The sequence below is a fragment of the Jeotgalibaca ciconiae genome (assembly GCF_003955755.1).
Classification (GTDB): domain Bacteria; phylum Bacillota; class Bacilli; order Lactobacillales; family Aerococcaceae; genus Jeotgalibaca; species Jeotgalibaca ciconiae.
In genome coordinates, this window is record NZ_CP034465.1 from 600,616 (window position 1) to 626,040 (window position 25,425).

General features: G+C 36.7%; 25 protein-coding genes and 1 other annotated feature. All 25 genes read right to left on the minus strand.

Features of this window, described 5'->3' with window-relative positions; all coding sequences use genetic code 11:
* Position 1: 1 nt before the first annotated feature.
* The 25 genes from pilM to cysK all read right to left on the minus strand — a co-directional run bounded on the left by pilM (position 2) and on the right by cysK (position 25,237).
* On the minus strand, positions 2-997 hold the full coding sequence (gene pilM, locus EJN90_RS02725) for a type IV pilus biogenesis protein PilM (RefSeq protein WP_126108761.1): 996 nt from the start codon (positions 995-997) through the stop codon (positions 2-4).
* A 40-nt stretch (positions 998-1,037) separates the two neighbouring features.
* Positions 1,038-1,781 (minus strand): prepilin peptidase, encoded by a 744-nt coding sequence (locus EJN90_RS02730; RefSeq protein WP_126108762.1) that lies wholly within the window; start codon positions 1,779-1,781, stop codon positions 1,038-1,040.
* Between the two features lie 59 nt (positions 1,782-1,840).
* Positions 1,841-2,191 carry a prepilin-type N-terminal cleavage/methylation domain-containing protein gene (locus EJN90_RS02735; RefSeq protein WP_126108763.1) on the minus strand — a complete coding sequence of 117 codons (351 nt, stop codon included), beginning with the start codon at positions 2,189-2,191 and terminating at the stop codon, positions 1,841-1,843.
* A 99-nt stretch (positions 2,192-2,290) separates the two neighbouring features.
* The gene (locus EJN90_RS02740) at positions 2,291-3,496 is read right to left on the minus strand and encodes a type II secretion system F family protein (RefSeq protein WP_126108764.1); all 1,206 of its coding nucleotides are present in this window, start codon (positions 3,494-3,496) and stop codon (positions 2,291-2,293) included.
* 18 nt (positions 3,497-3,514) lie between these two features.
* A complete protein-coding gene (locus tag EJN90_RS02745) occupies positions 3,515-4,531 on the minus strand; it encodes a type IV pilus twitching motility protein PilT (RefSeq protein ID WP_126108765.1) in 1,017 nt (338 codons plus the stop codon).
* Between the two features lie 12 nt (positions 4,532-4,543).
* Positions 4,544-6,169, minus strand: a complete 1,626-nt coding sequence (locus EJN90_RS02750; RefSeq protein ID WP_126108766.1) for a GspE/PulE family protein — start codon at positions 6,167-6,169, stop codon at positions 4,544-4,546.
* A 14-nt stretch (positions 6,170-6,183) separates the two neighbouring features.
* The gene (locus tag EJN90_RS02755) at positions 6,184-7,692 is read right to left on the minus strand and encodes a PilX N-terminal domain-containing pilus assembly protein (RefSeq protein ID WP_126108767.1); all 1,509 of its coding nucleotides are present in this window, start codon (positions 7,690-7,692) and stop codon (positions 6,184-6,186) included.
* A 1-nt stretch (position 7,693) separates the two neighbouring features.
* Positions 7,694-8,164 carry a PilW family protein gene (locus EJN90_RS02760; protein ID WP_164543986.1) on the minus strand — a complete coding sequence of 157 codons (471 nt, stop codon included), beginning with the start codon at positions 8,162-8,164 and terminating at the stop codon, positions 7,694-7,696.
* Positions 8,112-8,531 carry a type IV pilus modification PilV family protein gene (locus EJN90_RS02765; RefSeq protein WP_126108769.1) on the minus strand — a complete coding sequence of 140 codons (420 nt, stop codon included), beginning with the start codon at positions 8,529-8,531 and terminating at the stop codon, positions 8,112-8,114. The genes EJN90_RS02760 and EJN90_RS02765 overlap by 53 nt, the downstream gene beginning before the upstream one ends.
* A gap of 415 nt (positions 8,532-8,946) precedes the next feature.
* A complete protein-coding gene (locus tag EJN90_RS02770; RefSeq protein ID WP_126108770.1) occupies positions 8,947-10,056 on the minus strand; it encodes a GGDEF domain-containing protein in 1,110 nt (369 codons plus the stop codon).
* A 63-nt stretch (positions 10,057-10,119) separates the two neighbouring features.
* Positions 10,120-10,830 (minus strand): EAL domain-containing protein, encoded by a 711-nt coding sequence (locus EJN90_RS02775; protein WP_164543987.1) that lies wholly within the window; start codon positions 10,828-10,830, stop codon positions 10,120-10,122.
* A gap of 216 nt (positions 10,831-11,046) precedes the next feature.
* Entirely contained in the window at positions 11,047-12,915 is a 1,869-nt protein-coding gene (locus tag EJN90_RS02780; protein WP_126112227.1) for an ABC transporter ATP-binding protein, read from the minus strand.
* 4 nt (positions 12,916-12,919) lie between these two features.
* On the minus strand, positions 12,920-14,656 hold the full coding sequence (locus EJN90_RS02785; protein WP_126108772.1) for an ABC transporter ATP-binding protein: 1,737 nt from the start codon (positions 14,654-14,656) through the stop codon (positions 12,920-12,922).
* A gap of 24 nt (positions 14,657-14,680) precedes the next feature.
* A complete protein-coding gene (locus EJN90_RS02790) occupies positions 14,681-15,121 on the minus strand; it encodes a MarR family winged helix-turn-helix transcriptional regulator (protein WP_126108773.1) in 441 nt (146 codons plus the stop codon).
* A 187-nt stretch (positions 15,122-15,308) separates the two neighbouring features.
* Positions 15,309-16,223, minus strand: a complete 915-nt coding sequence (locus tag EJN90_RS02795) for a LysR family transcriptional regulator (protein WP_126108774.1) — start codon at positions 16,221-16,223, stop codon at positions 15,309-15,311.
* 242 nt (positions 16,224-16,465) lie between these two features.
* Entirely contained in the window at positions 16,466-17,638 is a 1,173-nt protein-coding gene (locus EJN90_RS02800; protein ID WP_126108775.1) for an amidohydrolase, read from the minus strand.
* A gap of 16 nt (positions 17,639-17,654) precedes the next feature.
* The gene (locus EJN90_RS02805) at positions 17,655-18,080 is read right to left on the minus strand and encodes a GNAT family N-acetyltransferase (RefSeq protein WP_126108776.1); all 426 of its coding nucleotides are present in this window, start codon (positions 18,078-18,080) and stop codon (positions 17,655-17,657) included.
* Positions 18,081-18,095: 15 nt separating this feature from the next.
* Positions 18,096-18,854 carry an amino acid ABC transporter ATP-binding protein gene (locus tag EJN90_RS02810; RefSeq protein ID WP_126108777.1) on the minus strand — a complete coding sequence of 253 codons (759 nt, stop codon included), beginning with the start codon at positions 18,852-18,854 and terminating at the stop codon, positions 18,096-18,098.
* Positions 18,851-19,591, minus strand: coding sequence for an amino acid ABC transporter permease (locus tag EJN90_RS02815; protein WP_126108778.1), 741 nt, complete (start codon positions 19,589-19,591; stop codon positions 18,851-18,853). Before EJN90_RS02815 ends, EJN90_RS02810 begins: the two co-directional genes overlap by 4 nt.
* 13 nt (positions 19,592-19,604) lie before the next feature.
* Positions 19,605-20,441, minus strand: a complete 837-nt coding sequence (locus EJN90_RS02820) for a transporter substrate-binding domain-containing protein (RefSeq protein ID WP_126108779.1) — start codon at positions 20,439-20,441, stop codon at positions 19,605-19,607.
* Complete coding sequence (locus tag EJN90_RS02825) at positions 20,438-21,451, minus strand: glutathione S-transferase C-terminal domain-containing protein (protein ID WP_126108780.1); 1,014 nt, start codon at positions 21,449-21,451, stop codon at positions 20,438-20,440. Before EJN90_RS02825 ends, EJN90_RS02820 begins: the two co-directional genes overlap by 4 nt.
* A 2-nt stretch (positions 21,452-21,453) precedes the next feature.
* Complete coding sequence (locus EJN90_RS02830; RefSeq protein WP_126108781.1) at positions 21,454-22,422, minus strand: glutathione S-transferase family protein; 969 nt, start codon at positions 22,420-22,422, stop codon at positions 21,454-21,456.
* 17 nt (positions 22,423-22,439) lie between these two features.
* Positions 22,440-23,408, minus strand: coding sequence for a glutathione S-transferase family protein (locus EJN90_RS02835; RefSeq protein WP_126108782.1), 969 nt, complete (start codon positions 23,406-23,408; stop codon positions 22,440-22,442).
* A gap of 1 nt (position 23,409) precedes the next feature.
* A complete protein-coding gene (locus tag EJN90_RS02840) occupies positions 23,410-23,859 on the minus strand; it encodes a GNAT family N-acetyltransferase (RefSeq protein WP_126108783.1) in 450 nt (149 codons plus the stop codon).
* A 43-nt stretch (positions 23,860-23,902) separates the two neighbouring features.
* Positions 23,903-24,152 (minus strand) — a binding site (T-box leader).
* A 161-nt stretch (positions 24,153-24,313) separates the two neighbouring features.
* Positions 24,314-25,237, minus strand: coding sequence for a cysteine synthase A (cysK, locus tag EJN90_RS02845; RefSeq protein ID WP_126108784.1), 924 nt, complete (start codon positions 25,235-25,237; stop codon positions 24,314-24,316).
* Positions 25,238-25,425: the final 188 nt, after the last annotated feature.

The window sequence follows — 25,425 nt, forward strand, 5'->3', positions numbered from 1 at the left end:
ACTAGTCTTTCTCCCCTTTCCCTTTTTTCAATGCTTGAACTACATTTTTCTTTTCCTTCAAAGATAGCCCATATAATGGAAGAAAGGCAGCCCCGACTTCTTCAGAAATACCTAGTTCATGAATCGGAAGATAAAAACGTTTGGAGAGCTGGTGTTGTAAATTTTTTATATTAGGAAAATCTCCCGATAAAAAAATATCCGTTACACCTTCTTTTCCGTCCATAACCGAATACCGATAAAACTCCAGAAAACGTTCTAAGATATCCAACATGTCGCTAATGGTTTCATGAAGGGACTCTTCGCTACCTTTCCATTTCCATTCGCCCTCTTTGGTCACATTCCACAAATCCGTAAGACGAGCAGACCGTGAATGACGAATAAACTTTGGCATTCCTTGATGAAACACACTCATACAATTATTAACAGGGCTCCATTGTAAAACAAGCACATGCTTTTCTTCATCCAATCCGATTTCTTGCTGTTTTTCGATAATTCGATAGAGGCTTAAAGAGGAAATATCAGCAACAACCGGCTTTAAGCCCGCATCTTCTAATAACGATTCATATTGCATAATGACCTCATTTGAATAGAGCATCAGCAAGATTGTCTGTTCTGTTGCTTCTTTTTCTAACACTTCAAAATGGAAATTCGTCTGCTTAAAAGGGGTGCGAATCAAATGGTTCATATGTAAGCGAATATAGTCTCTTATCTCGGATGGAGTAAGTTGAGAAGGAACTTTTTCTTCTCTTATAATGACAAAATCATCAGGCAGAAGTATGGAAGTTCTTGAATTTTTCCATTTTTTCTCTGCCACAAGCGCTTTTAAACGATTCACAACGAGTGATGGATTCATAATTTTTCCTTCGTAAACAATCTCTGTGTCGAATAGAATTTCTTCTTTTTCAATGATTGAATGTGATTGGGAATCCACGGCTATGTATCGAATTCGTCTTTCTAAAAACTCAAAAAATAATATCGGCTTCTTCTTAAATATCATGTTTTACCTCCGTGGTCAGAATTTCAATTGTCAAGAAAACTTAGCTAAGCAGAACAAGATACCACTGAATAATTCCTTCGCCAAAGTAAAAAACGGTTAGTGCAGCTAAGCCAATGAATGGACCAAAGGGAATTTTTGTTTTTCTCCCACTCTTTTTTACTGCCATCACAATGATTCCACCCACAGCACCATAAAGAGTTGATAAGAAAAATAGGAGCAAAAACGGATAGGTTCCGAAAATGAATCCCAGTAATGTAAAGTACTTTAAGTCTCCTGCCCCCATTCCCCCCTTCGATAACAACGTGACTAGAAAAAGGATAACAAAAGCAACTGTTGCTCCAAGCAAGGCCTGCACGAAATCATCCATTCTTAACAACAAAAATAATGGACAAAAAAACAGTAGAATCTTATTGGGTATTTTTCTATAAGCCAGATCCGATACTGTTAATGGAACAACTAAGCTGATCAGAACTAATCCGAAAAGGAGTTCCCTGCTCCAACCATAACGATAGAAAGTATAAGCTGCCAACAGTCCGGTTGTTAGTTCCATAATGGGGTAAATAGCTGAAATTGATTCCTTGCATTTACGGCATTTTCCTTTTTGAAAAATATATGACACTATTGGAATCAGTTCCTTCCATGTCAACGTACGCTGGCATGTATCACAATAAGACCGTGTTGGCGAAAACAGACTGTTGTTAGGGACTCTCAGGCCGACAACATTAAAAAATGAACCAAATATAATACCGTATATGAAAAAAATAAAAGTTGTTATTTCACACATAAAAATCTCCTATATAGCAGGAAAGACCCCAGACGGAGTCTTTCCTGCTTTTTTTCAAATTAATTGCCAGATTCTTTGTTTGTCAATTTACCACTTTTTGCTTCTTCTTGAGTTATCACAGTTTCATTATCGGAAAGGCCAGGTTTATCTTCTAAATAATCTTTTTCAATCAACGTTTCTACAGTAACGCTTGTTGCATTATCACCTTCTTGAAGAAAATACAGTTGAGCCGCATCTAAAATTAACTCTTGTTGCGCATCTGCTGTTTTTTCTCTAGCATTCTCTACAATTTTACCGATTCCTGGAATCGCAATCGCAATAATAAGTCCTAAAATAACAATAACCCCTAATAGTTCCACCAACGTAAATCCATCTTCTTTGTTCAACAACTGTTTCATTCTATTTCTCATTTCTTTTTCCCCTATCTTTTTTGTTTTTAGATATTTAACTTTGCCAATCATCTTTTTGACCGGCAAAAGGTTATCTACATCAGATTAACTTTATTCCAACTATTGGATGCTTTCAAACATTCCAAACATTGGAACAACTATGGATAAAACAATTACGCCGACTATGCCCGAAAGAAAAATGATCAAAATGGGCTCAATCATTGATTGAAGTTTTTCTGAAGCTTCTTCAACTTCTTGGTCGTAGATATCTGATGCTTTTTTCAGCATCTCATCCAAGGATCCACTGGCTTCTCCAACTTGAATCATTTGGATAATCAAGTTCGGAAAGAACCAGTGACTGTCCATAGGCTTCGCCAAGGATTCGCCTTGCTCAACATCTTTTTTCGCCGCCAGTAAAACATCCTTTACGACCCGATTTCCAACAACTTGGCTAGTTACATCCAGCGCTTGTAAAATAGGAACCGAGCTATTGATCAAAGAACTCAAGGTTTGCGTCATGCGAGCCAACAATGTCTTTTGGACAAATACACCGATAACCGGAATCTTTAATTGCATATAATCAAAATAATAAGCTGTTTTCTCCTGCTTACTTAAGTAGCTGCACGTTATAACAATACCCGCTACTGACAATAAAATCAGGAACCAATAATTTTGGAACCAACCGCTCATCGTCAAAACAAACTGTGTTATGGCTGGTAATTCTTCTCCCATGGAAGCAAACATATCACCGAATATAGGCACGATAAACACAAGCAGAAAGGAGGTAATCAACAAGGCTAAGATACCAACAACCATTGGATAAGTCATAGCAGTGGAGACTTTTTGTTTAATCCGATATTGCTTCTCGTAGTAAGTGGCCATTTGGTTCAATACTTCTTCCAATTGCCCACTCACTTCAGCCGACTGGATCATATGAATCAACAAGTCTGGAAAAATCTTTGGATGTTTCTTCATAGCATCTGACAAAAGCAAACCTTCCTTGACGTCAATCGATAAATCTTCTAAAACTCTTTTCAATAGAAGATTAGTCGATTGGTCTCTCAGCAGGTCAATGGCATCAACAAGCAGAATACCTGAGCTGATTAAGGAAGAGAACTGCCTTAGAAAGACAATAAAGTCTTTCATTTTCAGACTTGCTCGCAGATTGATTTCCATATTCAAAATCGTATTTAACGGTTCCACTTCAAAGACAATTAAATTCATCAGGCGCAACTCATCCAAAGCTTCTTTTTTGCTGAAGCTTTCGATTTTTCCACGCATAATTTTCCCTTCTTTTGTCTTGGCTTTATAAGCAAATACAGCCATTGGTTTCCCTCCCTTCAGCTAAATATCTATATTAAATCGGCTAATTTTCTCTTCTTTTACCAGTCGGCTAATACTCATTTCCATGGTATGCATACTTTGGCTGGCTGAAGTTTGCAGAACATTTTGAATCTGATGCATTTTTTCACTGCGGATTAGATTCTTAACCGCGCTATTATTAATCAGCATTTCCGTCGCGGCTGTCCGTCCTGCTTCTTTGATAGTTGGAATCAATCGTTGCGATAAGACCCCAATTAAAACATTCGCCAGCATCATCCTAATCTGACTTCTCTGTTCAGCCGGGAAAACATCAATCATTCTTTCAATGCTCCCGATTGCGTTTGAAGTATGTAAGGTTCCCAGCACCAAATGACCTGTTTCAGATGCGGTTATTGCCGTAGAAATTGTCTCTAGGTCTCGCAATTCCCCCACTAAAATAACGTCAGGGTCTTGCCTTAGACTCGCTCGCAAACCACTCTTGAAAGAGAGGGTATCAAAACCAATTTCTCTTTGTTCAATAATCGATTTTTTGTGAGCATGTAAGTATTCAATCGGATCTTCTAATGTAATGATGTGCCGGGTCATTGTTTGATTCATATAATCGATTAACGATGCCAGTGTAGTACTTTTGCCACTTCCTGTTGGACCTGTTACTAGAAATAACCCATGAGGTTTTTCAACTAACTCTTTGGTAATCGCTGGAATCCCCAGGCTTTCAATGGTTGGAATTTCCGTTGAAATAATTCGAAAAGCTAGTGAAAGTGAACTTCTTTGATAAAAGACATTTACTCTAAAACGAGCAATCCCGTTAATACCATATGAAAAATCGAGCTCGCGCTTATCCTCCAAAATATCCTGCATATCTGCCGTTAAAATTTCTTGAACAAATAATTTTGTTACATCATGAGTAAGTTTTTTATTCTTTTGGGAAAGTAATTCACCATTAATCCTAAATATGGGCGGTGATCCAGCTACTAGATGGACATCTGAGGCATTCTTGTGATAGGCATCTGTTAGTATTTCATCTAGTTGTCTCATAAACTTTTTCCTCTACTCATCAGTTGATGCAACCCGCAGAACTTCTTCAAGAGTCGTCTTTCCAGCCTTTACTTTGATCAAACCATCATCAATTAAAAATCGTGTTCCTTTATCTCGAATATACTTCTTAAGTTCTTGAATAGAAGCGCGGTTCATCATCAGCTGTTTCATTTCTTCTGTCATAACAATTAACTCATGAATGGCCATCCGACCACGGTATCCCGTATGCCGGCAAGCGTCACAGCCTTTTCCAACTGTCAGCTCTTCGATTGTTTGATTTCGTCTTTCAAATATTTCTTTCTCCACAAGCGTTGCCGGTCGTGTATACTCACAGTCCTTACAAATCGTTTTTACTAGACGTTGCGCCACGACACCACTTAAAGCAGAAACAATGAGGTAAGACTCTATACCCATATCCAGCAAACGCGGAACTGCTTCGATTGCGCTGTTGGTATGCAAAGTACTAAAAACCAGGTGGCCGGTCAAAGCGGCACGAACACTATTTTCTGCCGTTTCCTTATCTCGGATTTCCCCCACCATAATAATGTTAGGGTCCTGACGTAAGATCGATCTTAATCCAGCTGCAAAAGTTAGCCCAATTTGACTATTAACTTGAACCTGGTTGATTCCTTCTAACTGATATTCAACCGGATCCTCAATAGTGATGATATTGCTGTCAGAATGGTTCAATTCGTTGATTGATCCATACAAAGTAGATGTTTTTCCTGAACCAGTTGGACCAGTCAGTAAAATCAATCCCGATGGTTGTTTAATCAATGACTTGTAATCGGCTAGAATATTCTCTTCCAGCCCGATATCATCCACTTTTTTAAAAACATTTGACATATCTAAAATACGAATAACGATTTTTTCACCATATACGGTTGGTAATGTTGAAATACGCAGGTTTACTTTTTTTCCTAAAACATTGGTATTAATCCGCCCATCCTGTGGTAATCTTGTCTCTGTAACATTCAAACCAGCCATAATCTTGATACGCGCCACTAAAGAATTCATCAATAATTTTGGTAAAGGACGTTCACTTTTCAGCAAGCCATCGATACGGTAGCGCACCATAACGTGATGTTCAGCTTGGTCTAAGTGAATATCAGAAGCTCTCAAGGACACACCTGTCTCCAACAACTGATTAAAGACTTTTACGGCCGGAGCATCTTCACCTTCAACATATTCAATTGAAACTTCTTCAGAGTCGTACAAGCGGTTGATGGTCTGCAATAAGTCATCTCTTGTTGCAATTACCGGGCGGACAATGTAACCAGTAGAAAACTCTAATTCTTCAATTGCATAAAAATCCAGCGGGTCATTCATCGCTACTACTAAACGTGTTTGTTCTTTTCTAATCGGAATCAATAACTTCGATCTTGCAAAATCTTTCGTTACCAAATCCGTTAATGAAACATCTATTGGGTATTGATAGAGCGAGACGCTTTCTAATTTCAGCTGAATCTCCAGTACATCCAGGAGCTGCTTCTCTGTTATATAGCCTTGTTCAACCAAAGCATCTCCTAACTTTTGTTCTTTCTTTTTTTGTTGAAGGACTTCCATGATTTGGCTTTCCGTTACGAGTCCCGCTTCTTTCAACAAATCCCCTAATTTTTTCTTTTCGAAAGCTGCCATATCCTCACCCCTTTTTACTTTGCTTCTACAATTGGTTCTGAACTTATTATATCTTCGGGAGATACTTCAACGCCACCATTTGACGACCCAGAAGTAAAGCTAGATGTGTCAATTTCTTTGTATCTCAATTGGCCTCCCCCATTCAAAGTAACTCTGTTGGCAATAATCGTTCCGTCGATATTGTATCCTGATTCTAATATGACATCAGAATTCGGTGCTATCATTACCATATTTGAGGACCTTCCTTTATTTCCACCTGTATAACTGACAGTCGGGTTATCCGTTAAAAAAACTCCGTTAATACTTGAATTCGTTATAGTAATATTCGCATTATTATTTACCGATACAATATTTCCTCTTATGGAGGTGATGTCACTGAAATTAGGTGAATCTCCAGTATATTTAAGTAATAGTTGATCAATTCTTCCAGACTGATTAATGAAAGATGCTTGGTTAAACTGAATTGAATTTGTCACTATAATCATCACACTGCCTTCTCCCACAATATCTAAATTCCCTGAAAGAACTGACAAATCATCAACAAGAATTATATAATTACCACCATTAGGATTTATCTTTAGAGTTTTACCTGAATCAATATCAATTTTAGGAACGTAGATATCTGACCTTAAAACTAAGTTATACTCATCAGCAATATAACTATTTAAATAAATACTTCCATCTTTCACAATATTATAGCTATTCCAATCATCAATACTTCTAACTTCATCATCTAACTTTTCTTCAATAATGGGTATCTTAGCTTCTACTGTTGCTGCTAAAATACTTCTATAATCTGTCCATGGAATCGTTACGTCCATCTGTGTAAATGCTTGAGTAGGGGCGTATATTTCAGAAGCATCTAACATATCTTCATAGCTGACTCCTTTTGGGTAAAAAATAGTCGCTTGATTTCCTCCTTGTCCTCCTGCCAACTTTACTGAATTCTTATCCTTAGAACTGATATAGGCGTTCCCTATTAAAGTACCATTTAGCAAATTAATTTTTTTATCTGCCAATAAGGATGCATTTTTAGGAAGTTCAGGCAAACTGCCCCCGCTATCTTTATCAAACCACTTTACAGTCATTTTTTTCTCTACTACCCTTTTTTTCCGATTTATTATTCCGGTCGACTGAATGATATATTCTTGTGGATTCGCGCCAGCTTTTATTTCTATAGCAACTTCAGGAGAATCACCAAATTGTGTTTCAAAATCTTGGTATACTTCTCCATCTATGGAAGATATAACAGAATTTACATTGTTATAAAAAGAGTTTTCTGTCTGAGCATTGTGATACTCAGCTAACACTTGGACATAAACATCTTCATACGCTCTCTTCGCACCAGCCTCGGCAATATAATAAGCAGAAGTATCATCTCGGTTGATATCGCTCAAGCGGAAGCTTCCCAACGTCAGAACGCCAATCGATGCTCCCAAAACCGATAGCACCAATAGAACCATTAAGGTCAAAACTAATCCACTGCCTTCTTCGCCAGATACAACTGTGCTTTTTCGTTTCACCTTACTCACCTCTAAAGTAAATCATGGTCACATATTCTTCTAGATTTTCACCCATGAGTGTCAATTCAATTGAGGAACCATCTTCAGATTTTTCGCAGCCAAAACGTTCGATGTTCTCCGCAATGATTGCTGTTCCTTTTGAAATAATTTGATTACCGACTAATTCAAAAAGGATTGTGCCATCTACATAAATTGCCCCTTCTTCAATTGCTACTTTATCAGCTGATAGCCCGCGTAATTCCCTAGACATTGAAGATAAACCTGCTGATAACTCATTGGCCTGACTTGCTTCAGAAGCTTGCTTGACATACTGCTTCTGACCGAAGATATGAATCGATCCTACAAGTAAGATGACTACTGATAAGAGGGTCAAACTAGCCAACAATTCAACGAGTGTCATCCCTTCTTCCTCGACTAAATCAATCTCCAGCATCTTGCTTCTCAAGCGTGAGATAGGTTTCCATCTGCGCATAGGTTTTCTCTCCCTTCCTTACAGTTACAAATGCGTTGTAAAGATTAATATCTGGTAATTTCGTTATCTTTACTCTAATTGTAAAGTCGTTCTCTGGACTTGTTTTTACAATTTCGCCGTTTTCATCCAGATCAATGTCTTCAATTTTTGTATATTGATTGAGCTCTTCTAGTTCAGCCTGTGCAATAAAAGTTGCAAAATTAACATCCTTCGTTTGATTATTTGTCTTTGATGCTTGAATAAAAAAGGATAGGAATGTGGTTACAATCAATGAGATTAAAACAATAGAAGCCAGTACTTCGACCAATGTCATTCCTGACTCATCTTTGGTAATAGTTATAGGAGATTTTCCATAATTATATTTCATCGTTTTCTTCCTTCTTGAAGAATAATATTTACTTATAATTTGATAATTCCATTTCTTTTTATTGATTCAATTTTATTAAAAACGTCAAATATAATTATATTATCACACCGGCAAACTGTCAATGACTTTTGTTTCACGTATATTGCTGGAAACATCGGTTTGAAAAAATATTGTCTTATTTAATTACAATAAAGCGCTTGCTAAAGAAATAACAAGATAAAATAGGACATATTTTATTAACATTTGTTTATTTGTGTTTTTATTACTCACCTTACACTAAAATTATTTAAAGTTTTTATAACTTTTTTATAATAAAAGACACTTCTTTTCATTTTGTAAATAAAAAAAGATACCTTCACAAAATGAAAGTATCCTTTAAAAATATTTATTGCTGATTATAGATAACCAACTGCCATTAGGAGTTAATTTCCTGCGTTGACATGATATCATCGGGGTTCACATATTTATCATTATTTCTATCGCTGACATACAACTGATCGCGTCCATTATTCTTCGCTTTATACATGGCACTATCAGCTCGTTTCCATACTTTATGAAAACTCTCGTCCTCCCGTGCATAGGCCAATCCCACTGAAAGGGTAACAGAAATGGTATGGTGCCGATTGATTGGAATCGGCCGATTGACAACGTTGTCCATTATATCCGCAACAGCTAATTCTGCTTCTTTCAGGGATAGACCTGTTATAATAATCGCAAATTCTTCTCCACCAATACGATATATAGTTGTATTATTTGTCGAATAAGCAGAAAAAACTTGGGCAATCCCCCATAGGATTTTATCGCCAGCATCGTGTCCGTACCGATCGTTGTATGATTTAAACCAATCAATATCCAATACAGCTACGCTCATATCCGTTTGACGATTGTTTTCCAATTTATTTAGCCGTTCCTTAAATTTTCGTACATTTAACAAATGTGTTAGATAATCATAATCTGTTCTTTCACGCAAAATCCGTAAATCATCCATCATAAAATATAAAGCAGTTATCATCGCATAACCAAAAATGGAGATGATAAGATAAAATAAGAATGTTTGATCCAAATTTTGTAGAAAGAAGTAGCTACTTATAGCTGTGATTATTAAATTAAAGGTAACTAAAGCTATTAATTGACCATATGATTGGAATTTCTTTTCAGCTATCTTTTTGATTGCGCACATCGATAGAGCAAGAAAAAGGCAGCCAAGTACTCCTATCAGAGGATTTTTGTCCATCGTAAAATAGAGATAAACAATTTCAACTAGCAGCATGCTTGGAATGGTAATCTTCCAGCCTAGGTATATCATGGAGATACTAAAAAGCAAAGGTCGAAAATCAAGATATGCTCCCATAAAAAAGATCGATAATTCTAATAGCGCGATGCCGAGAATCGTCTCTACTAGTATAAACAGAAAAAATTCTTTTCTAGTAAAAAATTCTTTATCCGACACTCCGCTATTTATACGATAATAGAGATATATTGGAATCATGATAACAGCGATATTAGCAATGATATTAGCGAACATAACAAACTCCCGTTCAAAAACTTATTTTCCAGTGCTGCCTTGCATAGCAGCAACTAATATTTTTTACAGCCTTCTTCCTCTCCCCCAAAAATAGCCCTGTTGAAAAATAACGCCCATCTCGTGTAACTTAGCAGCTAGTTCTGCATCTTCTACTGCTTCAACTACCAGCTTGACTTGATGGTGCCTGGCTATTTCTATCCATCCCTTCAGAAAATGAAGCAATGTACTTCTATTCATCTTTCGAAAAGGCAGGATTGAAAACTTTATACTAGAGAGGACATCAATATGTTCCATGACAAATTGCATACTATTCAGACCACAATCTACATCATCCAATGCAATTGTAAAACCCATTTCATTGATTTGGTTCATCCACTGTCTTGTTGAAAAAACTCTTCTAGTATAATCCTCTGGTGGAAACTCGGTAAATTCAATCGTGATCCGGTCACTATACATTTGAATCGATTTTAAAAACTCCCAAGTGGACTCATAAGTTAGTTGTTGAGGATGTAGATTGAGTGATAAGTCAGCATTTGGTATTCTTTCCATATAATCATATACCATCTCAGTGTATTGTTCTAATAGCAATTCATTACTATCCTCATCTGCTATTAACGTCATAAATAGTTCAAAAGGAAAGGAAGAATTTTCTTTTGATCGTAATAAGACTTCATAAGAACATACATCTTGTTCTAGTGAAGATACAGCTTGGATGATAGGTTGAAAAACAAAATACAAATCATCTATCTTTTCTTTTATCGCATTTGAACTCAAAATAGTATATTTTCCTTTCTATAAAGCCTTCGGATGAAGGAGATTCTTTTAGCAGCATTCAATAAATTGTTTTGTATCTTTAGATAGTAAAACATACCGCATACTATAGTAATCGGTTCAAATTTTACTTTTTTAAGTTTAGTTTTCGAAAAAAGACTAATTTCATAGAAAGACAGAAAGAAGCTGAGATTAATCCCAGCTCTTCCTTTTTTCTATTTAACTCATTTCAAACGCACCGGTATATAATTGATAGTACTCTCCTTTTTGATCAATCAGTTCATCATGATTTCCTCTTTCAATAATTCTACCTTGTTCCATTACCATGATTGCATCTGAATTTCGGATGGTGGACAGTCGGTGAGCAATAACGAATACCGTTCGTCCTTCCATCAATGCATCCATCCCGCGTTGAACAATTGCCTCTGTTCTTGTATCGATACTTGAAGTAGCTTCATCCAGAATCAATACAGGAGGATTTGCGACAGCTGCTCTGGCAATTGCTAACAATTGGCGTTGTCCTTGTGATAGCGACCCGCCATCTCCGGTCAATTCTGTATCATAGCCGTGTGGTAATTGCTTGATAAAAAAGTCTGCATTTGCTAATTTTGCCGCTGCTTCAACTTCTTCATCCGTTGCATCCAATCTTCCGTATCGAATATTTTCTTTAATTGTTCCTGAAAACAAATGCGTATCTTGTAAGACAATCCCAAGTGATTTTCTTAAATCATCTTTTTTGATATCCTTGATATCAAGCCCATCATAAGTAATCATTCCTTGTTGAATATCATAAAAACGATTAATCAAGTTCGTGATGGTTGTTTTTCCAGCGCCTGTTGCTCCAACGAAGGCGATTTTTTGCCCTGGTTTAGCAAACAAGCTAATGCTATGGAGAACTGTTTTGTTCTCATTATAACCAAATGTCACATCTTTAAAGCGAACATCTCCAGTCAGTTCTATATAGTTAATAGCACTGTCCGAAGTCTTTTTCCAAGCCCAATGTCCTGTCCGTTCACTTACTTCTTCAATTTCACCATCAAGATTTTTCTTTATATTCACCAATTCAATCGTTCCCGTGTCTTCTTCTGGTTCTTCATCCAATAGTTGGAAAATCCGTTGTGCTCCTGCCAGCGAAAGAACGATCGCATTAAATTGTTGCGAAATCTGAGAAACGGGCATCGTGATACTCTTGGTGAACTGTACGAAAGAAGCAATACTACCAATTGTCAATGCCGTAACGCCTGTAATAGAAAAAATTGAACCCACTACTGCTGTTAATAGATAAGTAAAGTTTCCGATATTCCCCATAATTGGCATTAATATATTTGCATAAGTATTTGCTTTTGTTGCATTCTCCCTTAAATCCTCATTCAACTTATCAAAATCAGCAATTGCTTCATCTTCATGATTAAATACTTTAACAACCTTTTGTCCTTCAATCATTTCCTCTACATATCCATTTAAAGCTCCCAATGCAGATTGTTGAATAGAGAAGTAGCGACCACTCCTGCTTCCTAAGAAACGAATCACATAGACCATCAATCCAACCATCACTAAAACAAATAGAGTCATTGGAACATTAATAATAAACATCGCAATTACAATAGATAGAATCATAATAAAGGAAGAGAAAGTCTGCGGAACAGACTGACTGATCATCTGTCTCAATGTATCGATATCATTGGTATAGTGACTCATGATATCTCCGGTAGCATTGCTATCAAAATAGCGTATCGGTAAAGTTTCCATATGTTCAAACATTTCGTCACGAATATCTTTCAATATGCCTTGCGCTACTGTAACCATGGAACGATTATAAACATAGGTGAACAGTGCTCCGGTTAAATACAATCCTGCCATCAACCCAATTACACGAGCTAAGTTAGAAAAATCAGGATTTTCTTGTAAAACTAACGGAGCAATATAATCATCAATCAATACTTTTGTAAAACTGATTCCAATTGCATTTGTTCCTGCACTGATTAAAATACTGACAACAACAACGATTAGACGTAACTTGTATTCTTTTGTTGCATAAGAAAGGATTCTTTTTAATATTTTCAAGGGACTTACGGTTGCTTTACTCATCGGTTTATTCTTCAATGATTGTCCCTCCTTTTACTTGAGATTCATATACTTCTTTATAAATCGCATTATTTCCTAACAATTCTTCATGCGTTCCAATTCCATCAATTTTCCCTTCATTTAATACAATAATTCGATCTGAATCTTGAATGGAAGAAATACGCTGCGCAACAATAATTTTTGTTGTATTTGGAATCTCTTGCGAGAATGAACGTCGGATATACGCATCGGTTTTTGTATCAACTGCACTTGTTGAATCGTCTAAAATTAAAATCCTTGGTTTCTTCAACAATGCTCTGGCAATCGTTAATCTTTGTTTTTGGCCGCCAGATACGTTCGTTCCTCCTTGATCCAGTTGCGTTTCATAACCATCTGGAAATGCTTCAACAAAACTATCTGCTTGCGCTAACTCAGCAACGCGCTTTATTTCTTCATCAGATGCTGTTTGGTCACCCCATCGTAAATTTTCACTAATGGTACCCGAAAACAGCACATTTTTTTGCAGAACCATTGCAATTTGATCCCGTAAAGTAACGAGATCGTATTCTTTTACATTACGTCCCGAAACATACACTTCACCTTCAGTTGTATCATACAATCTTGGAATCAATTGAATCAGCGTACTCTTCCCGCTGCCCGTTCCACCGATGATTCCGATTGTTTCACCGGAACGAATTGTTAAATTAATGTTATCCAAATCAGCTTCCTCAGAGAGTAGATTGTATTTGAATTGAACATTTCTAAATTCAATATCGCCATTTTCAATCGTTGTCACAGCATTTTCCGGATTTGTAAGAGATGCCTTCTCTGTAAGAACCTCCGCAACTCTCTCTACCGATGCTTCTGAAATAACAATCATGACAAAAATCATGGAAATCATCATTAAGCTATTTAGAATTTGCATCATATAAGTAATGAAGCTCGTCAACTCACCAGTAGTCATACTTCCGCCCACCACATATCTTGCACCGAACCAGTACACCAATAGTAAAGTAGAATAAATAGCAATCTGCATAACAGGTGAATTTAAGGCAATAATTTTTTCTGCTTTCATAAAAAGACGTTTGATATCTTCCGATGAATCTTTGAATCTTTCAATCTCTTTTTCTTCCCGAACAAATGATTTTACTACTCGGACTCCGTTGATATTCTCTTGTACTGTTCTATTCAAGCGATCATACTTTTTAAAAACTTTAATAAAATAAGGATGGACTTTATAAACGAGCCCTATTAGTACGATTCCTAAAATAGGTACTACTAACAAGATATTTAACGCTAGTTTAAAGTTCGTATAACCCGCCATTATAAAGGCAAAAACAATCATAAAAGGCGCTCGTATTATGGTTTTTAAAATCATTTGAAAGGCCATTTGGATGTTAGAGATATCCGTGGTTAAACGAGTAATCAGACTCGAGGATGAATACTTATCAATGTTATCGAATGCAAAAGTTTGAATATTCTTGTAGATGTCTTGGCGTAGGTTGGTGGAAAAACCAACTGCTGAATCTGATGAATACTTTCCTCCCAAAACACCAAACAGCATTGATAGACAGGCAATGACAAACATTAAAGAACCTATTTTTAATACGTATTGGATATCACCTGTTAATAATCCTTTATCTAAAACTTTTGCCATTAGAAAAGGAATAAATATTTCCGTTGAAACTTCCAATGCCATAAAAAGCATGGTTAAATAAGACGGCTTCTTATATTGCCGTAATGATTTCACGATTGTTTTATACATGTATTGCATTCTCTCCTTCTTACTCTATATATATTCTTGTTCCATCAAATGATAAATTTTGTGGATTGTTTTTATTGTGATTTGAATATCCTCTTCGGGAATTTCTGCCAGCAGCTCAGTATTTCTTTTATGGAAGTCATGGACATCTTTTTTGTATAAAGCCAGTCCTTTATCAGTTAATACAATATTTACTACTCGCTTATCTTTGCTGTTTTCTTCTTTTCGTAAATACCCATTTTTTTCCAAAGTAGTTATATTTCTTGTAATACTTGGGAGTGTCACATTGATTGCTACAGCAACATCGCTCACTCTTACTTCATCTAGTTTGAGTGATAAATCATGGCAAATTTTAATGATATGCACATGTCTTTTTTGTAATTCAGCGGGCGGTTCAGGTAAAAATTGTGTCGTACGTTTTGCGCTCATGCAAGCATGAATATAGTCATCCGACAGTTTACTATTCATTTCAATCTCCTTTCAAACAAATTACCTAACATAATTACCTCAGGTAACTATATTAGCAAAAAAAAGAATAAATAGATAGTATTCTTTCCTTTAAAAATGTACTTATTTCAAAACTCTTTAATTAAGAAGAGAGAAGCTGTATTTAGCTCCTCTCTCTTGTTAGTAAATTCAATTTTAGTGACTCTTTCTATTTTATGATGACACACTCTCTTCTCAATAAAGTCACTTTTACTTTTTCCATAAACAGCTTTGCTATGGGTGTAAGTGCACGTTTTGAATTCGTGACAATTCCCAGGGTGTGAGTAGTTGCGTCCACTAACGGTTTCAAAACGATGTGTTGATTGATGAATCCATCTACAATCCCCAAACCAGAAGCGTAAGCATCTGATTCACACAGCAAATTCATAAGCGTTCCTCGATCATTGGTATAAATGACCGGTTGTGATTCGTAAGCTTCAATCGGGTCTTCATTAAAATCAGGTGCGCTTTGTTCTTCTTGACTGAATCGAACTTGTGGATAATCCCATAAATCTTGGCGTGTGATTTCATTTTTTGTTGCAAGTGGATGATCTTGTCGTAAAAAAATTTGTGTTTGAAAATCTCCTAATGGCTCGAACTGTAATCCTTCTTGTTGAAAATAACGTTCTAATACACGGCGATTCCCTTCATCTATATAAAGAATGCCTAATTCACTTTTGAAGTCTCGGACACTCTCTAGATTTTTTTGAGTAGTTGTTTCTACTAAGTGAAAATTCTGATAGTCATCTTTAAATTGTTCGATTACTTCTAAAAAAGGCTGAGATAAAAAATCATACCGTTGTGTTGTAATCGTAAAATCCTTCTTGAAATTCGTTCGATAGCGTTTTTCTAATAAGTTCACTTGATCCAAAATACGATTGGCATAAACGAGAAAATCACTGCCTTCTTCTGTCAATCGAACCCCTGATTTCGAGCGTAAAAATATACGAACACCTAATTCAATTTCTAAATCTTTAATAGCACTGGATAAACTTGGTTGTGTCACAAATAATTGTTTTGCTGCTTCACTAAAACTCCCAGCTTTAGCAATCGTTACGACATATCGACATTGTTGAATATTCATTATTCCACCCTCTTCGGTTCTAACAAACAAAAAGACCCGATAAATAAATTATCGAGTCCCTTGGCTAAGTTAGATTTGTATACAGTACACTTATCTAATGACTCGCCAAAGAACATGATGGCACATACACATCATGTTAGCAGCAACTGCATATTCATTTATAGAAATAAGTTCATTTGCCATCTTGTTCACCTCGACATTAGAATTTGATTAGATTTATCTTAGCATAGTATTTGAGATTGTCAATGGAGAGCCTCTTCTGTAAGTCTTTTTTTAGAAGTTGCTTTCAGATGATTAATGATATGTGTTGCAGAATAGAGATAATATTGAATTGCGTATACCAACGCCTCATCTTGAACTAAAAAATTGGGATGATGCCATTCATAGGGGGCACCTGTCCCGATAAAAGCAAAGATTCCAGGTATTTCCTGTTGATAAAAAGCAAAGTCTTCTCCTCCAAGCGTTACTTCAGGCTCGACAATATCTGCAAAAATCGAAACTGCTTCTTTTACTTGTTCGGTTAATATTAAATCATTATGGACAGAAGGAGGGCTCGGTATCCAAATAATCTCACTTTTTTGGTTTACTGCTCCAGCATAGGCGGTTACAATTTGTTCAAAAAGCTGTTTCGTTTTTTGTTGAATATCTTCTTTAAATGTTCGAATCGTTCCTTTTAAAACAACTGATTCTGGAATGACATTCCATGTGTTTCCACCATCAATTTTTGTAACACTGACCACCACCGTATCTAGGGGAGAAACGTGACGACTCACAATAGTTTGTAAGCTTGTCACAATTTGACTTGCGGTTACTAAAGGATCATTCCCATTATGCGGGGCAGCTGCATGCGTACCAACGCCTGTGATAATCACTTCAAATTGGTCAACTGCCGCCATCAAATGTCCAGACTTGAGTCCTATCGTTCCTATTGGTAAATCCGGTTTATTATGGTAGCCAATGATTTGTTCTACACCTTCTAAAGCTCCTGCTTCAATCACTTGTCTGGCCCCAAGATTTTGTTCCTCTGCCGGCTGAAAGATTAAGCGAATACGTCCTTTCAGCTTCTCTTCTCGTTCTTTCAAAATAGCAGCTGCTCCTAAAAGTGATGCAGTATGAAAATCATGCCCGCACGCATGCATAACTCCTTGTACTTTTGATTGATAAGATAATTGTGTACTTTCTGTAATTGGTAAAGCATCAATATCTGCACGTAATGCAATAACGGGTCCTTCTTTCCCGATTTCCGCTACTACACCTGTTGCTAGATCCAATGGAAGAATGGGAATACTTCTTTCTTTCAAAAATGACTTGATGACTTCCGTCGTTCGATACTCTTCTCCAGAAAGTTCTGGGTATTGATGAATATCTTTACGAATCGAGATGATTTCTGCTAACAATTCTTCTGATACATTCACTGTTTCAAATCCTTTCCTACACAAAATTCATTTTTCTTAGTTCTTCAATATGACTCTCATGATAAATCGCCATTCCTGTTTTCATAGATTCAAAACCTAACTGTTTATACCAGCTAACCGTGTTTGGATGAGTATACAATGTAATGTTACATTTCGAAAGATGATCAACAAACGTCTTAATAATAAACTTTCCGATTCCCTGTCCTTGATAGTCCTTGTCAACAGCGATATTATAGATCGCCGCTTGAGCAATATAATCAGTCAGTGCACGTCCACACCCAATCAGCTGATTATCCAAGAGAATAAATACCACTTCCTGACTATGTTCAAAGACAAATTTTGTCTCCAGAACCGTGTGATTAGTCAATCCAAATCCTTTTAAAAGCTGATTTACTTCCGCCCAGTTGATGTCTTGTATGTTTCGTTTTACTTGAAAATCCATACTCTCTTCGTCTCCTTAAATAGCAAGTTTATGAATATGATCTCGATAATAAGTAGACAAAAACTGCTTGGTTCGTTCTTGTTTTGGGTGTTCAAAGACTTCTTCAGCAGTGCCGGATTCGATGATTTTCCCTTGATCTAAAAATAGGACACGGTCAGCAACTTTACGCACAAAATTCATTTCGTGAGATACTAGTAACATGGTGTTTCCTTCTTTTGCCGCTTTTTTTATGGTATCCAAAACTTCGCCTACTAATTCCGGATCAAGTGCAGAGGTTGGTTCATCTAGTAGTAATAATTCTGGTTGCATTGCTAAAGCACGTGCAATAGCTACACGTTGTTGTTGACCGCCGGAAAGATGTTTTGGATAAAAGTCTGCCCGCTCAATCATACCAACTTTTTTCAGCTGTTGCTCTGCAATTTCTTTTGCCTCTTGCTTAGGAAGACCTTTTACAATCACTAATCCTTCCATCACATTTTCTAAAGCTGTCTTCTGTTGAAAAAGGTTAAACTGCTGAAAAACCATTGCCGTTAATTTTCTCAATTGTAAAACATCAACTTTCTTTGCTTGGGCGATATCTAAGTGGAAATTATTTAGCTGAATCGTACCAGACTCTCCTTGCTCAAGGAAATTAAGCGAGCGTAACAAAGTTGATTTCCCAGCACCCGATGAACCAATAATCGCCACTACTTGTCCCGGCAAAATATCAAATGAGATATCATTCAACACCGTATTTTGATGAAATGTTTTTGTTAAGTTTTTAATCTGTATCATAACCAATCTCCCGCCTTTCTTGCTCGTAGCTGAACGTTGTCCGGAATACTAATTTTCTTTTCTACAAACTGGATTAATTGTTCAATCATAATCGTTACTCCCCAGTAGATTACTGCTAGTGCCAAATAAACTTCAAAGTAGCGATAATTAGCACCAGCAATAATTTTAGCTTGCGCTGTCATCTCCACAACCGCGCAAACAAAGGCCAATGATGTTCCTTTTAACAGTCCGATTAATGTATTTCCTAAAGTTGGCAAAGCTACTACAAATGCCTCTGGTATAATCACGCGTGCCAACACTTGTGGATAAGTCATCCCTAAAGATTGTGCTGCTTCGATTTGCCCCTTATTAACCGATTGCAGTGCTCCACGAATATTTTCTGAATTATATGCTCCTTCATTAACCGCAAATGTCACTAACACAAAAAGCAGCGAAGGAATATTATTAATATTAAAATCTGTGCCATTATTATAATTGTAATATTTTAACAATAATGGAATTCCATTGTAGGACAAATACAATTGTACGATTAATGGTGTCCCTCGTACAAAAGATACAAATACAGCAAATATCTGTGATAGCACGGGTATTTTATTCATCTTTACGATTGCAATCAATAAACCTAGTAACAGTCCAAGTAACATCGATAAAATAGTAATTTCCAAGGTCATCGGCAAATATACCAATAACCTTGGAATCGAAGTAAGAACCGTTTCAAAATCAAATATTTTTCCCATTTAATCCCTACTCCTATTCTTTCGGTGCAAAGTCTTCTCCAAAATATTTCTCACTAATCTCAGTAATTGTTCCATCTTCAATCGCTTCTTTTAAAGCTGCATTGATTTCTTCTACAAGAGCTGCACCATCATCTGTTTTACTAATTAACAGATAACTGTAAGGAGCACCGATTCTAGATGAGTCTTCTTCGCTCAATTCGATTAGCTTTAATTTTAAGCCATGTTCTTCAATAAACAAAGAAGCCATCGCTTTATCAATCAATTGAAAATCGTGCTTACCACTCTCAACGCCTTGTAAAACAACTAACAGTTCTGCTTCAGAGTAATTAATGTCGATGAGTGCATCTGGATTTTCTTCATTATACTTTTCCAAAGCCGTGGCATAATTCAAACCAGGTGATACTTCTGTTGATTTGCCTACAAGGTCATTGAAATTATTAATTTCTGTTGATTCCTCTGCCACTGCAATCACATATTGATTTTTGAAAATTGCGTCTGAAAAGATGTATTTCTCTCTCCGCTCATCATTACTTGCAAAATTATTTGCTCCTACTTGATAACGATCTGTATCAAGACCAGATAATACAGAAGCACGCTCTGCTTTTTCAAAAGAAATATCATATTTATCTATTTTTTCAAATACCGCTTCTACAAGTTCAATATCATAACCAACCAGCTCGTCATTTTCATTTACATAAGTAAAGGGTTTTGGCGCACCAGAAGTCGCAATAACAATTTTTTCTTTGCTGCTTTCTTCACTCGTTTCTGCAGCATTTGTACTTCCGCAAGCTGCTAAGAGCAACGCTCCTGTAAGAGTTAAAAATGTTTTAACTATTTGATTCTTTTTCATTTGACTTCCTCATTCCGTTTGAATTTTTCACTAGGAGTCTTACTTAATAAATAACGTTCTTGTGGCTGGTTCCATAAGGTTTCATAATCAATTTTGTCCCAAAAACGGGTGTTGTAATCAATAAAAATTGACTTTGGCTTTTCTGTGCTCTTTGCTAAATCAGCAAAATAAGTGTTGTTTTTAAAAGCCGGAATCTCATACAAATCTCTGGCATATCCCCAGATATTTTTAAAGTCCACAATGCGATTGCGAATTGGACCCAAGTTTTTAAAGTAACGAGTATCGAAACGCGCTAACGTTACAAATAAACGAATATCTGAATCCGTTACATAATCACCGAATAGAAACCGATTGTTTTCTAGGCGCTCTTCAATCTCATCAAATGCTTGGTACAAGTTATTGTATGCATCATTATATGCTTCTAAAGATTGAGCAAACATTGCTTTATAAACGCCATTGTTCACATGTTCGAATAGATAATCATTATATGCATCGATTTCTTCCCGCAATTCTTCCGGATACAAATCCGGTGCATCTGGTGCTTGAAAAGGACGAAATTCTGTTTCAAAATAATTTGTTAGCCAGACATAGTCATTGTTGATGACTCTTTTCGTTTTTACATCCACGACTGCTGGTACCGTAGCACGACCTTTATACTCTGGATCTGCATTAGCATATAGTTCGCTTAAAAATTGGACATCTAAAACGGGATCCTTGTTTCCTTCATCAAAAACAAATTCCCATCCTAGATCTTTTTCACGGGGCGTTCTGCCTACTAAATTTACACTAATGACATCTTGAAGTCCTAATAACTCAATGGCAATCGATGCACGATTCGACCAGTGGCATCCCTTTGCCCAAACTAAACGATATCGTCCAGCTTCAACTGGATTGTGTTCTTTTCCTGATCCAAAGGGCGTGTCAAAATGATTTTTCTGACGATGAAAATACCCCTTTTCATCAATTTCATTTACTAATTCGCTTGGCCTTTCCCGAACTTCTTGTACCATATTTATTCCTCTTTTCTAGTTAATTTTTCTCTACCATGTGCCATATTCCAATCCTCTAAGGATGGTCCTTTTGGAAGAATTTTCGAAACAGTACTTTCTGCATCGATTGTTGTCGATAAAAAATAATGTTTTTTAATTGCTTCAAAATTAGTTGTGTCACCAAAACCTGGTGTCTGGTATAAATCACGAGCATAAGCCCATAAGTTTGGATAATCTTTAATACGTTTTTGATTTACTCGAAATGCGGTATAATACGCAACATCGAATCTTGCTAAGGTAACATACAACCTAACATCTGAATCGGTTAGTTGATTGCCGAATAGATATCGTCGTGTAGCCAAACGTTCTTCTAATTCATCCAAACATTGAAATACACCATCATATGCCTCAGCATAGGCCTCTTGCGATCGAGCAAACCCAGCTCTATAAACGCCATTATTAATATCATGAAATATACGCTCATTTAATTGCCGAATTTGCTCCTGAAGCTCTACGGGAAATAAATTTGGGGCATTTTTTTTATGAAACTTCGACCATGCTGTCTCCAATTGATACGTTAATTCATGATAGTCATTGTTCACCACTTTTCCTGTTTCCATATCGACAACGGCAGGTACAGTTGGCCTTCCCTTGTAATGTGGATCCGCTTTTAAATAGGCTTCACTGATATATTGAATTCCCAATAGAGGGTCTAGATGATTTTCGTCTAATGTAAATGCCCAATCAATATGATCTAATGGCGGGCGTAATGGATCAGCTTCGCCGACACTGATGACATATTCCAACCCAAGCAACTTGCGGACAATAATCAAACGATGAGCCCAAGGACAAACTGCTGACCATAAAATACGATATTTTCCTGGTGCAACAGGCAACTCATTTAGTCCTTCTCCAAAAGGAGTATGGAACTGATTCTTTTGTCGATTGTATTTTCCGTTCGCTTCTATCTCAACAGTTTTTATTGCACTCATTGAGTTTCCTCCTCCGTTTATTCAAATCGATGACGGTCATGTGGTTCATTCCAAATGGAAATCTCTGGCCCTTTTGCGACAATGCCATAGGGATTATTACCATGATTTCCCAATTGATAGCCTTTCTTTATTGCATCAAAATCAGTTGTATTACCAAAGCCAGGTGTTTGGTAAAGATCTTTCGCATAGTTCCAGATATTTGGAAAATCAATGATCCGATTGCGATTTGTCTTAAACACTAAATAGTATGCAACGTCAAACCGAACAAGTGTCACATAAAAACGAACATCAGCATCGGTAATCTTGTTTCCAAATAAATAACGTTGTGTAGACAATCGTTCCTCTAATATATCCAACCTAGCGAACAGAGCATCATAAGCTTCTTCATATTTTTCTTGTGTTTTAGAAAAACCAGCTTTGTATACTCCATTATTCACTTCATGAAATAAAATTTCGTTAAAAGCATCAATCTCATCGCGTAATTCTTCAGGATACAAATCAGGTGCGCCTTCTTTATGGAATTTCTTAAAAGCTGTTTCCCAATAATTCGTCAATTTAAAGTAATCATTATTTACTACTTTATTTGTTTTTACATCGACAACTGTTGGTACTGTTGCCCGTCCTTCATAAGTTGGATCCGTTTGTGCATAAATTTCTGGTAGATAGCGAATATTCAGTACAGGATCAACTCCGCCTTCATCTAACGAAAACTCCCAACCTTTGTCTGTTCTTATTGGACTTGCAGTACCCACGCTGATAACATCTTGCAAGCCAAGTAACTCACGAACGATGATGGAACGATGTGCCCAAGGACAAATTCCAGCCACCAACAGTCGATAGCGACCTGCTTCTACCGGTAAATCTCCTGGTCCGTCTCCAAATGGGGTATCGAAATGATTTCCTTGGCGAACGAATGCACCTTCTTTTGATATTTCATGGGCATCCTCTGTAGTAGCAACTGTAATAACTTTTATCTTTTCTGCCATTTTAATGTGCTCCTATCTTTTTCAAATTTTTCTCTGTATAAATAGTAGGAATACTGGATTCCAATTTGATACTTTCATTCACTTGATAACCCAAGCGCTCATAAAATCCTCTAGCTTGCACTTGACTTGTAATTACAATTTTTTCGTATCCTTGTGTCCGAATCACTTCTTCTACCGCTTCTATCAATTTTCTGCCATATCCTTGGAATTGAAATTTAGGAACAATTGCGACTCTTTCAATTTTTGCAAAGTCTGAGTGGGTGGTGTTGATCCTCGCTGTTCCTATACCGTTACCTTTCTCTGCAAGCAAAACATACTGATACGTTTTGCCAGTTTTTTCATCAAATTCAAGTTCAATGGGAATTCCTTGTCCAACAACAAACGTTTCCTTCCGAACTTCATAAACAAGAGCCAACTGCCAGACTTGGTCAACAACATAAATTTCCAACAATAAAAATCACCTCCAAAAAAATCCGCCCTTCTCTATCTTCATAGAGAAGGGCGGATTTTCCGTGTTACCACCTTCATTTATTGCTTCTTCACAGAAACAACCTCATTAAGTACATCACAAAAAATGCTTTATACTCAGTATTTTTAACGGGTACTACCGTCAATAGCTCATGTAACCACACTTGCCATTGATTGCTCAAAGACCATTTTCTTCTTGTTCCTTTCATCTATTCGCACCAAACATAGACTCTCTTTGCAAACGAACAAAACTACTTATCTTATCAATGCATTCTTTTGATATTTCATTTCTTTAGTTGAATACTAGAATAGCATTGATTAGAAAATAATGATAATTGATAAATTTTATCATCATCTATTAATTTTTCTTATAGATAAGCCTGAATCAAAAAAAGAGAAGAAATATGGCGTAACCCATATTTCTTCTCTTTTCTCATTTAGAAATCGTATAAAACCGTTGATAAGTAACGCTCACCGTTATCAGGAACAACTGTTAGAACTTTCTTTCCTTTTCCTAATTTTTTAGCGATGTCGATTGCTGCTTTTATCGCAGCACCACCCGATACACCGACTAGAATTCCTTCTGACTTGCCTACTTCTCTAGCAACTTCGATTGCCTCATCAGCTGTAACTTGCAATACCTCTTGGTAAATTTCTGTATCCAGAACTTTTGGGACAAATCCTGCTGAAATCCCTTGAATCTTATGCGGACCGGGCTTTCCACCCGATAATACAGGAGATTCTGCTGACTCGACTGCATATATTTCAATATCTGGATATGTTTCTTTCAACACTCCACCTGCACCCGTGACCGTTCCGCCAGTACCAACTCCAGAAATAAATGCATCTACTCCATCTTCTCCAAATGCCTCAACAATTTCTTTCCCTGTTGTATTCTTGTGAATGGTTGGATTTGCCAAATTATCAAACTGAAGAGGCATGAACCAGCCGTTTTCTTCCGACAATTCCGTAGCTTTATTAATAGCACCCACTGTTCCGTCCGCTCCTGGTGTTAATACCAGTTCTGCTCCATAGACTTGAATCAATTTACGGCGTTCGATTGAAAATGTGTCCGGCAATACAATAACAACTTTATATCCTTTTACCGCTCCCACAAAAGCTAATCCAACACCTGTATTTCCAGATGTAGGTTCTACAATTGTTCCGCCTGGTTGCAATAAGCCATCTTTTTCTGCCTGCTCAACCATCGCTAATGCAATACGATCTTTTACTGACCCGGCTGGATTATAGGACTCTAATTTTACATAGACATCCGCAGCGCCTTCTGGAACCACTTTGTTTAACTTCACGATTGGTGTGTCTCCTGTTAATTCTAGAATGCTATCTACTATCTTTACCATTGTTTATTCCCCTTTTCTCTTTTGAAAGTCGGTTACTGAATTTTTTTAATATATAGCTAACATTATAACATGAATGTAACCGTTCTTATTATTAGTAATTATAATGGCTAGCCATTAATTCTTTCTATGACTGTTTAGAAAATTAAGACAGTATTCTACTATCCTCTGCCCTATTTTAAAATACAAAG

Bases quoted from the DNA above. Each gene is read 5' to 3' on its own strand.
- EJN90_RS02745 (WP_126108765.1), bottom strand. From the start codon at position 4,531: ATGAGACAACTAGATGAAATACTAACAGATGCCTATCACAAGAATGCC.
- EJN90_RS02825 (WP_126108780.1), bottom strand. From the start codon at position 21,451: ATGGTACAAGAAGTTCGGGAAAGGCCAAGCGAATTAGTAAATGAAATT.
- EJN90_RS02805 (WP_126108776.1), bottom strand. From the start codon at position 18,080: ATGGATTTTCAAGTAAAACGAAACATACAAGACATCAACTGGGCGGAA.
- EJN90_RS02790 (WP_126108773.1), bottom strand. From the start codon at position 15,121: ATGAATAGTAAACTGTCGGATGACTATATTCATGCTTGCATGAGCGCA.
- EJN90_RS02785 (WP_126108772.1), bottom strand. From the start codon at position 14,656: ATGTATAAAACAATCGTGAAATCATTACGGCAATATAAGAAGCCGTCT.
- pilM (WP_126108761.1), bottom strand. From the start codon at position 997: ATGATATTTAAGAAGAAGCCGATATTATTTTTTGAGTTTTTAGAAAGA.
- EJN90_RS02795 (WP_126108774.1), bottom strand. From the start codon at position 16,223: ATGAATATTCAACAATGTCGATATGTCGTAACGATTGCTAAAGCTGGG.
- EJN90_RS02835 (WP_126108782.1), bottom strand. From the start codon at position 23,408: ATGGCAGAAAAGATAAAAGTTATTACAGTTGCTACTACAGAGGATGCC.
- EJN90_RS02765 (WP_126108769.1), bottom strand. From the start codon at position 8,531: ATGAAATATAATTATGGAAAATCTCCTATAACTATTACCAAAGATGAG.
- EJN90_RS02810 (WP_126108777.1), bottom strand. From the start codon at position 18,854: ATGATACAGATTAAAAACTTAACAAAAACATTTCATCAAAATACGGTG.
- EJN90_RS02740 (WP_126108764.1), bottom strand. From the start codon at position 3,496: ATGGCTGTATTTGCTTATAAAGCCAAGACAAAAGAAGGGAAAATTATG.
- EJN90_RS02760 (WP_164543986.1), bottom strand. From the start codon at position 8,164: ATGCGCAGATGGAAACCTATCTCACGCTTGAGAAGCAAGATGCTGGAG.
- cysK (WP_126108784.1), bottom strand. From the start codon at position 25,237: ATGGTAAAGATAGTAGATAGCATTCTAGAATTAACAGGAGACACACCA.
- EJN90_RS02770 (WP_126108770.1), bottom strand. From the start codon at position 10,056: ATGTTCGCTAATATCATTGCTAATATCGCTGTTATCATGATTCCAATA.
- EJN90_RS02830 (WP_126108781.1), bottom strand. From the start codon at position 22,422: ATGAGTGCAATAAAAACTGTTGAGATAGAAGCGAACGGAAAATACAAT.
- EJN90_RS02750 (WP_126108766.1), bottom strand. From the start codon at position 6,169: ATGGCAGCTTTCGAAAAGAAAAAATTAGGGGATTTGTTGAAAGAAGCG.
- EJN90_RS02730 (WP_126108762.1), bottom strand. From the start codon at position 1,781: ATGTGTGAAATAACAACTTTTATTTTTTTCATATACGGTATTATATTT.
- EJN90_RS02780 (WP_126112227.1), bottom strand. From the start codon at position 12,915: ATGAGTAAAGCAACCGTAAGTCCCTTGAAAATATTAAAAAGAATCCTT.
- EJN90_RS02735 (WP_126108763.1), bottom strand. From the start codon at position 2,191: ATGAGAAATAGAATGAAACAGTTGTTGAACAAAGAAGATGGATTTACG.
- EJN90_RS02815 (WP_126108778.1), bottom strand. From the start codon at position 19,591: ATGGGAAAAATATTTGATTTTGAAACGGTTCTTACTTCGATTCCAAGG.
- EJN90_RS02820 (WP_126108779.1), bottom strand. From the start codon at position 20,441: ATGAAAAAGAATCAAATAGTTAAAACATTTTTAACTCTTACAGGAGCG.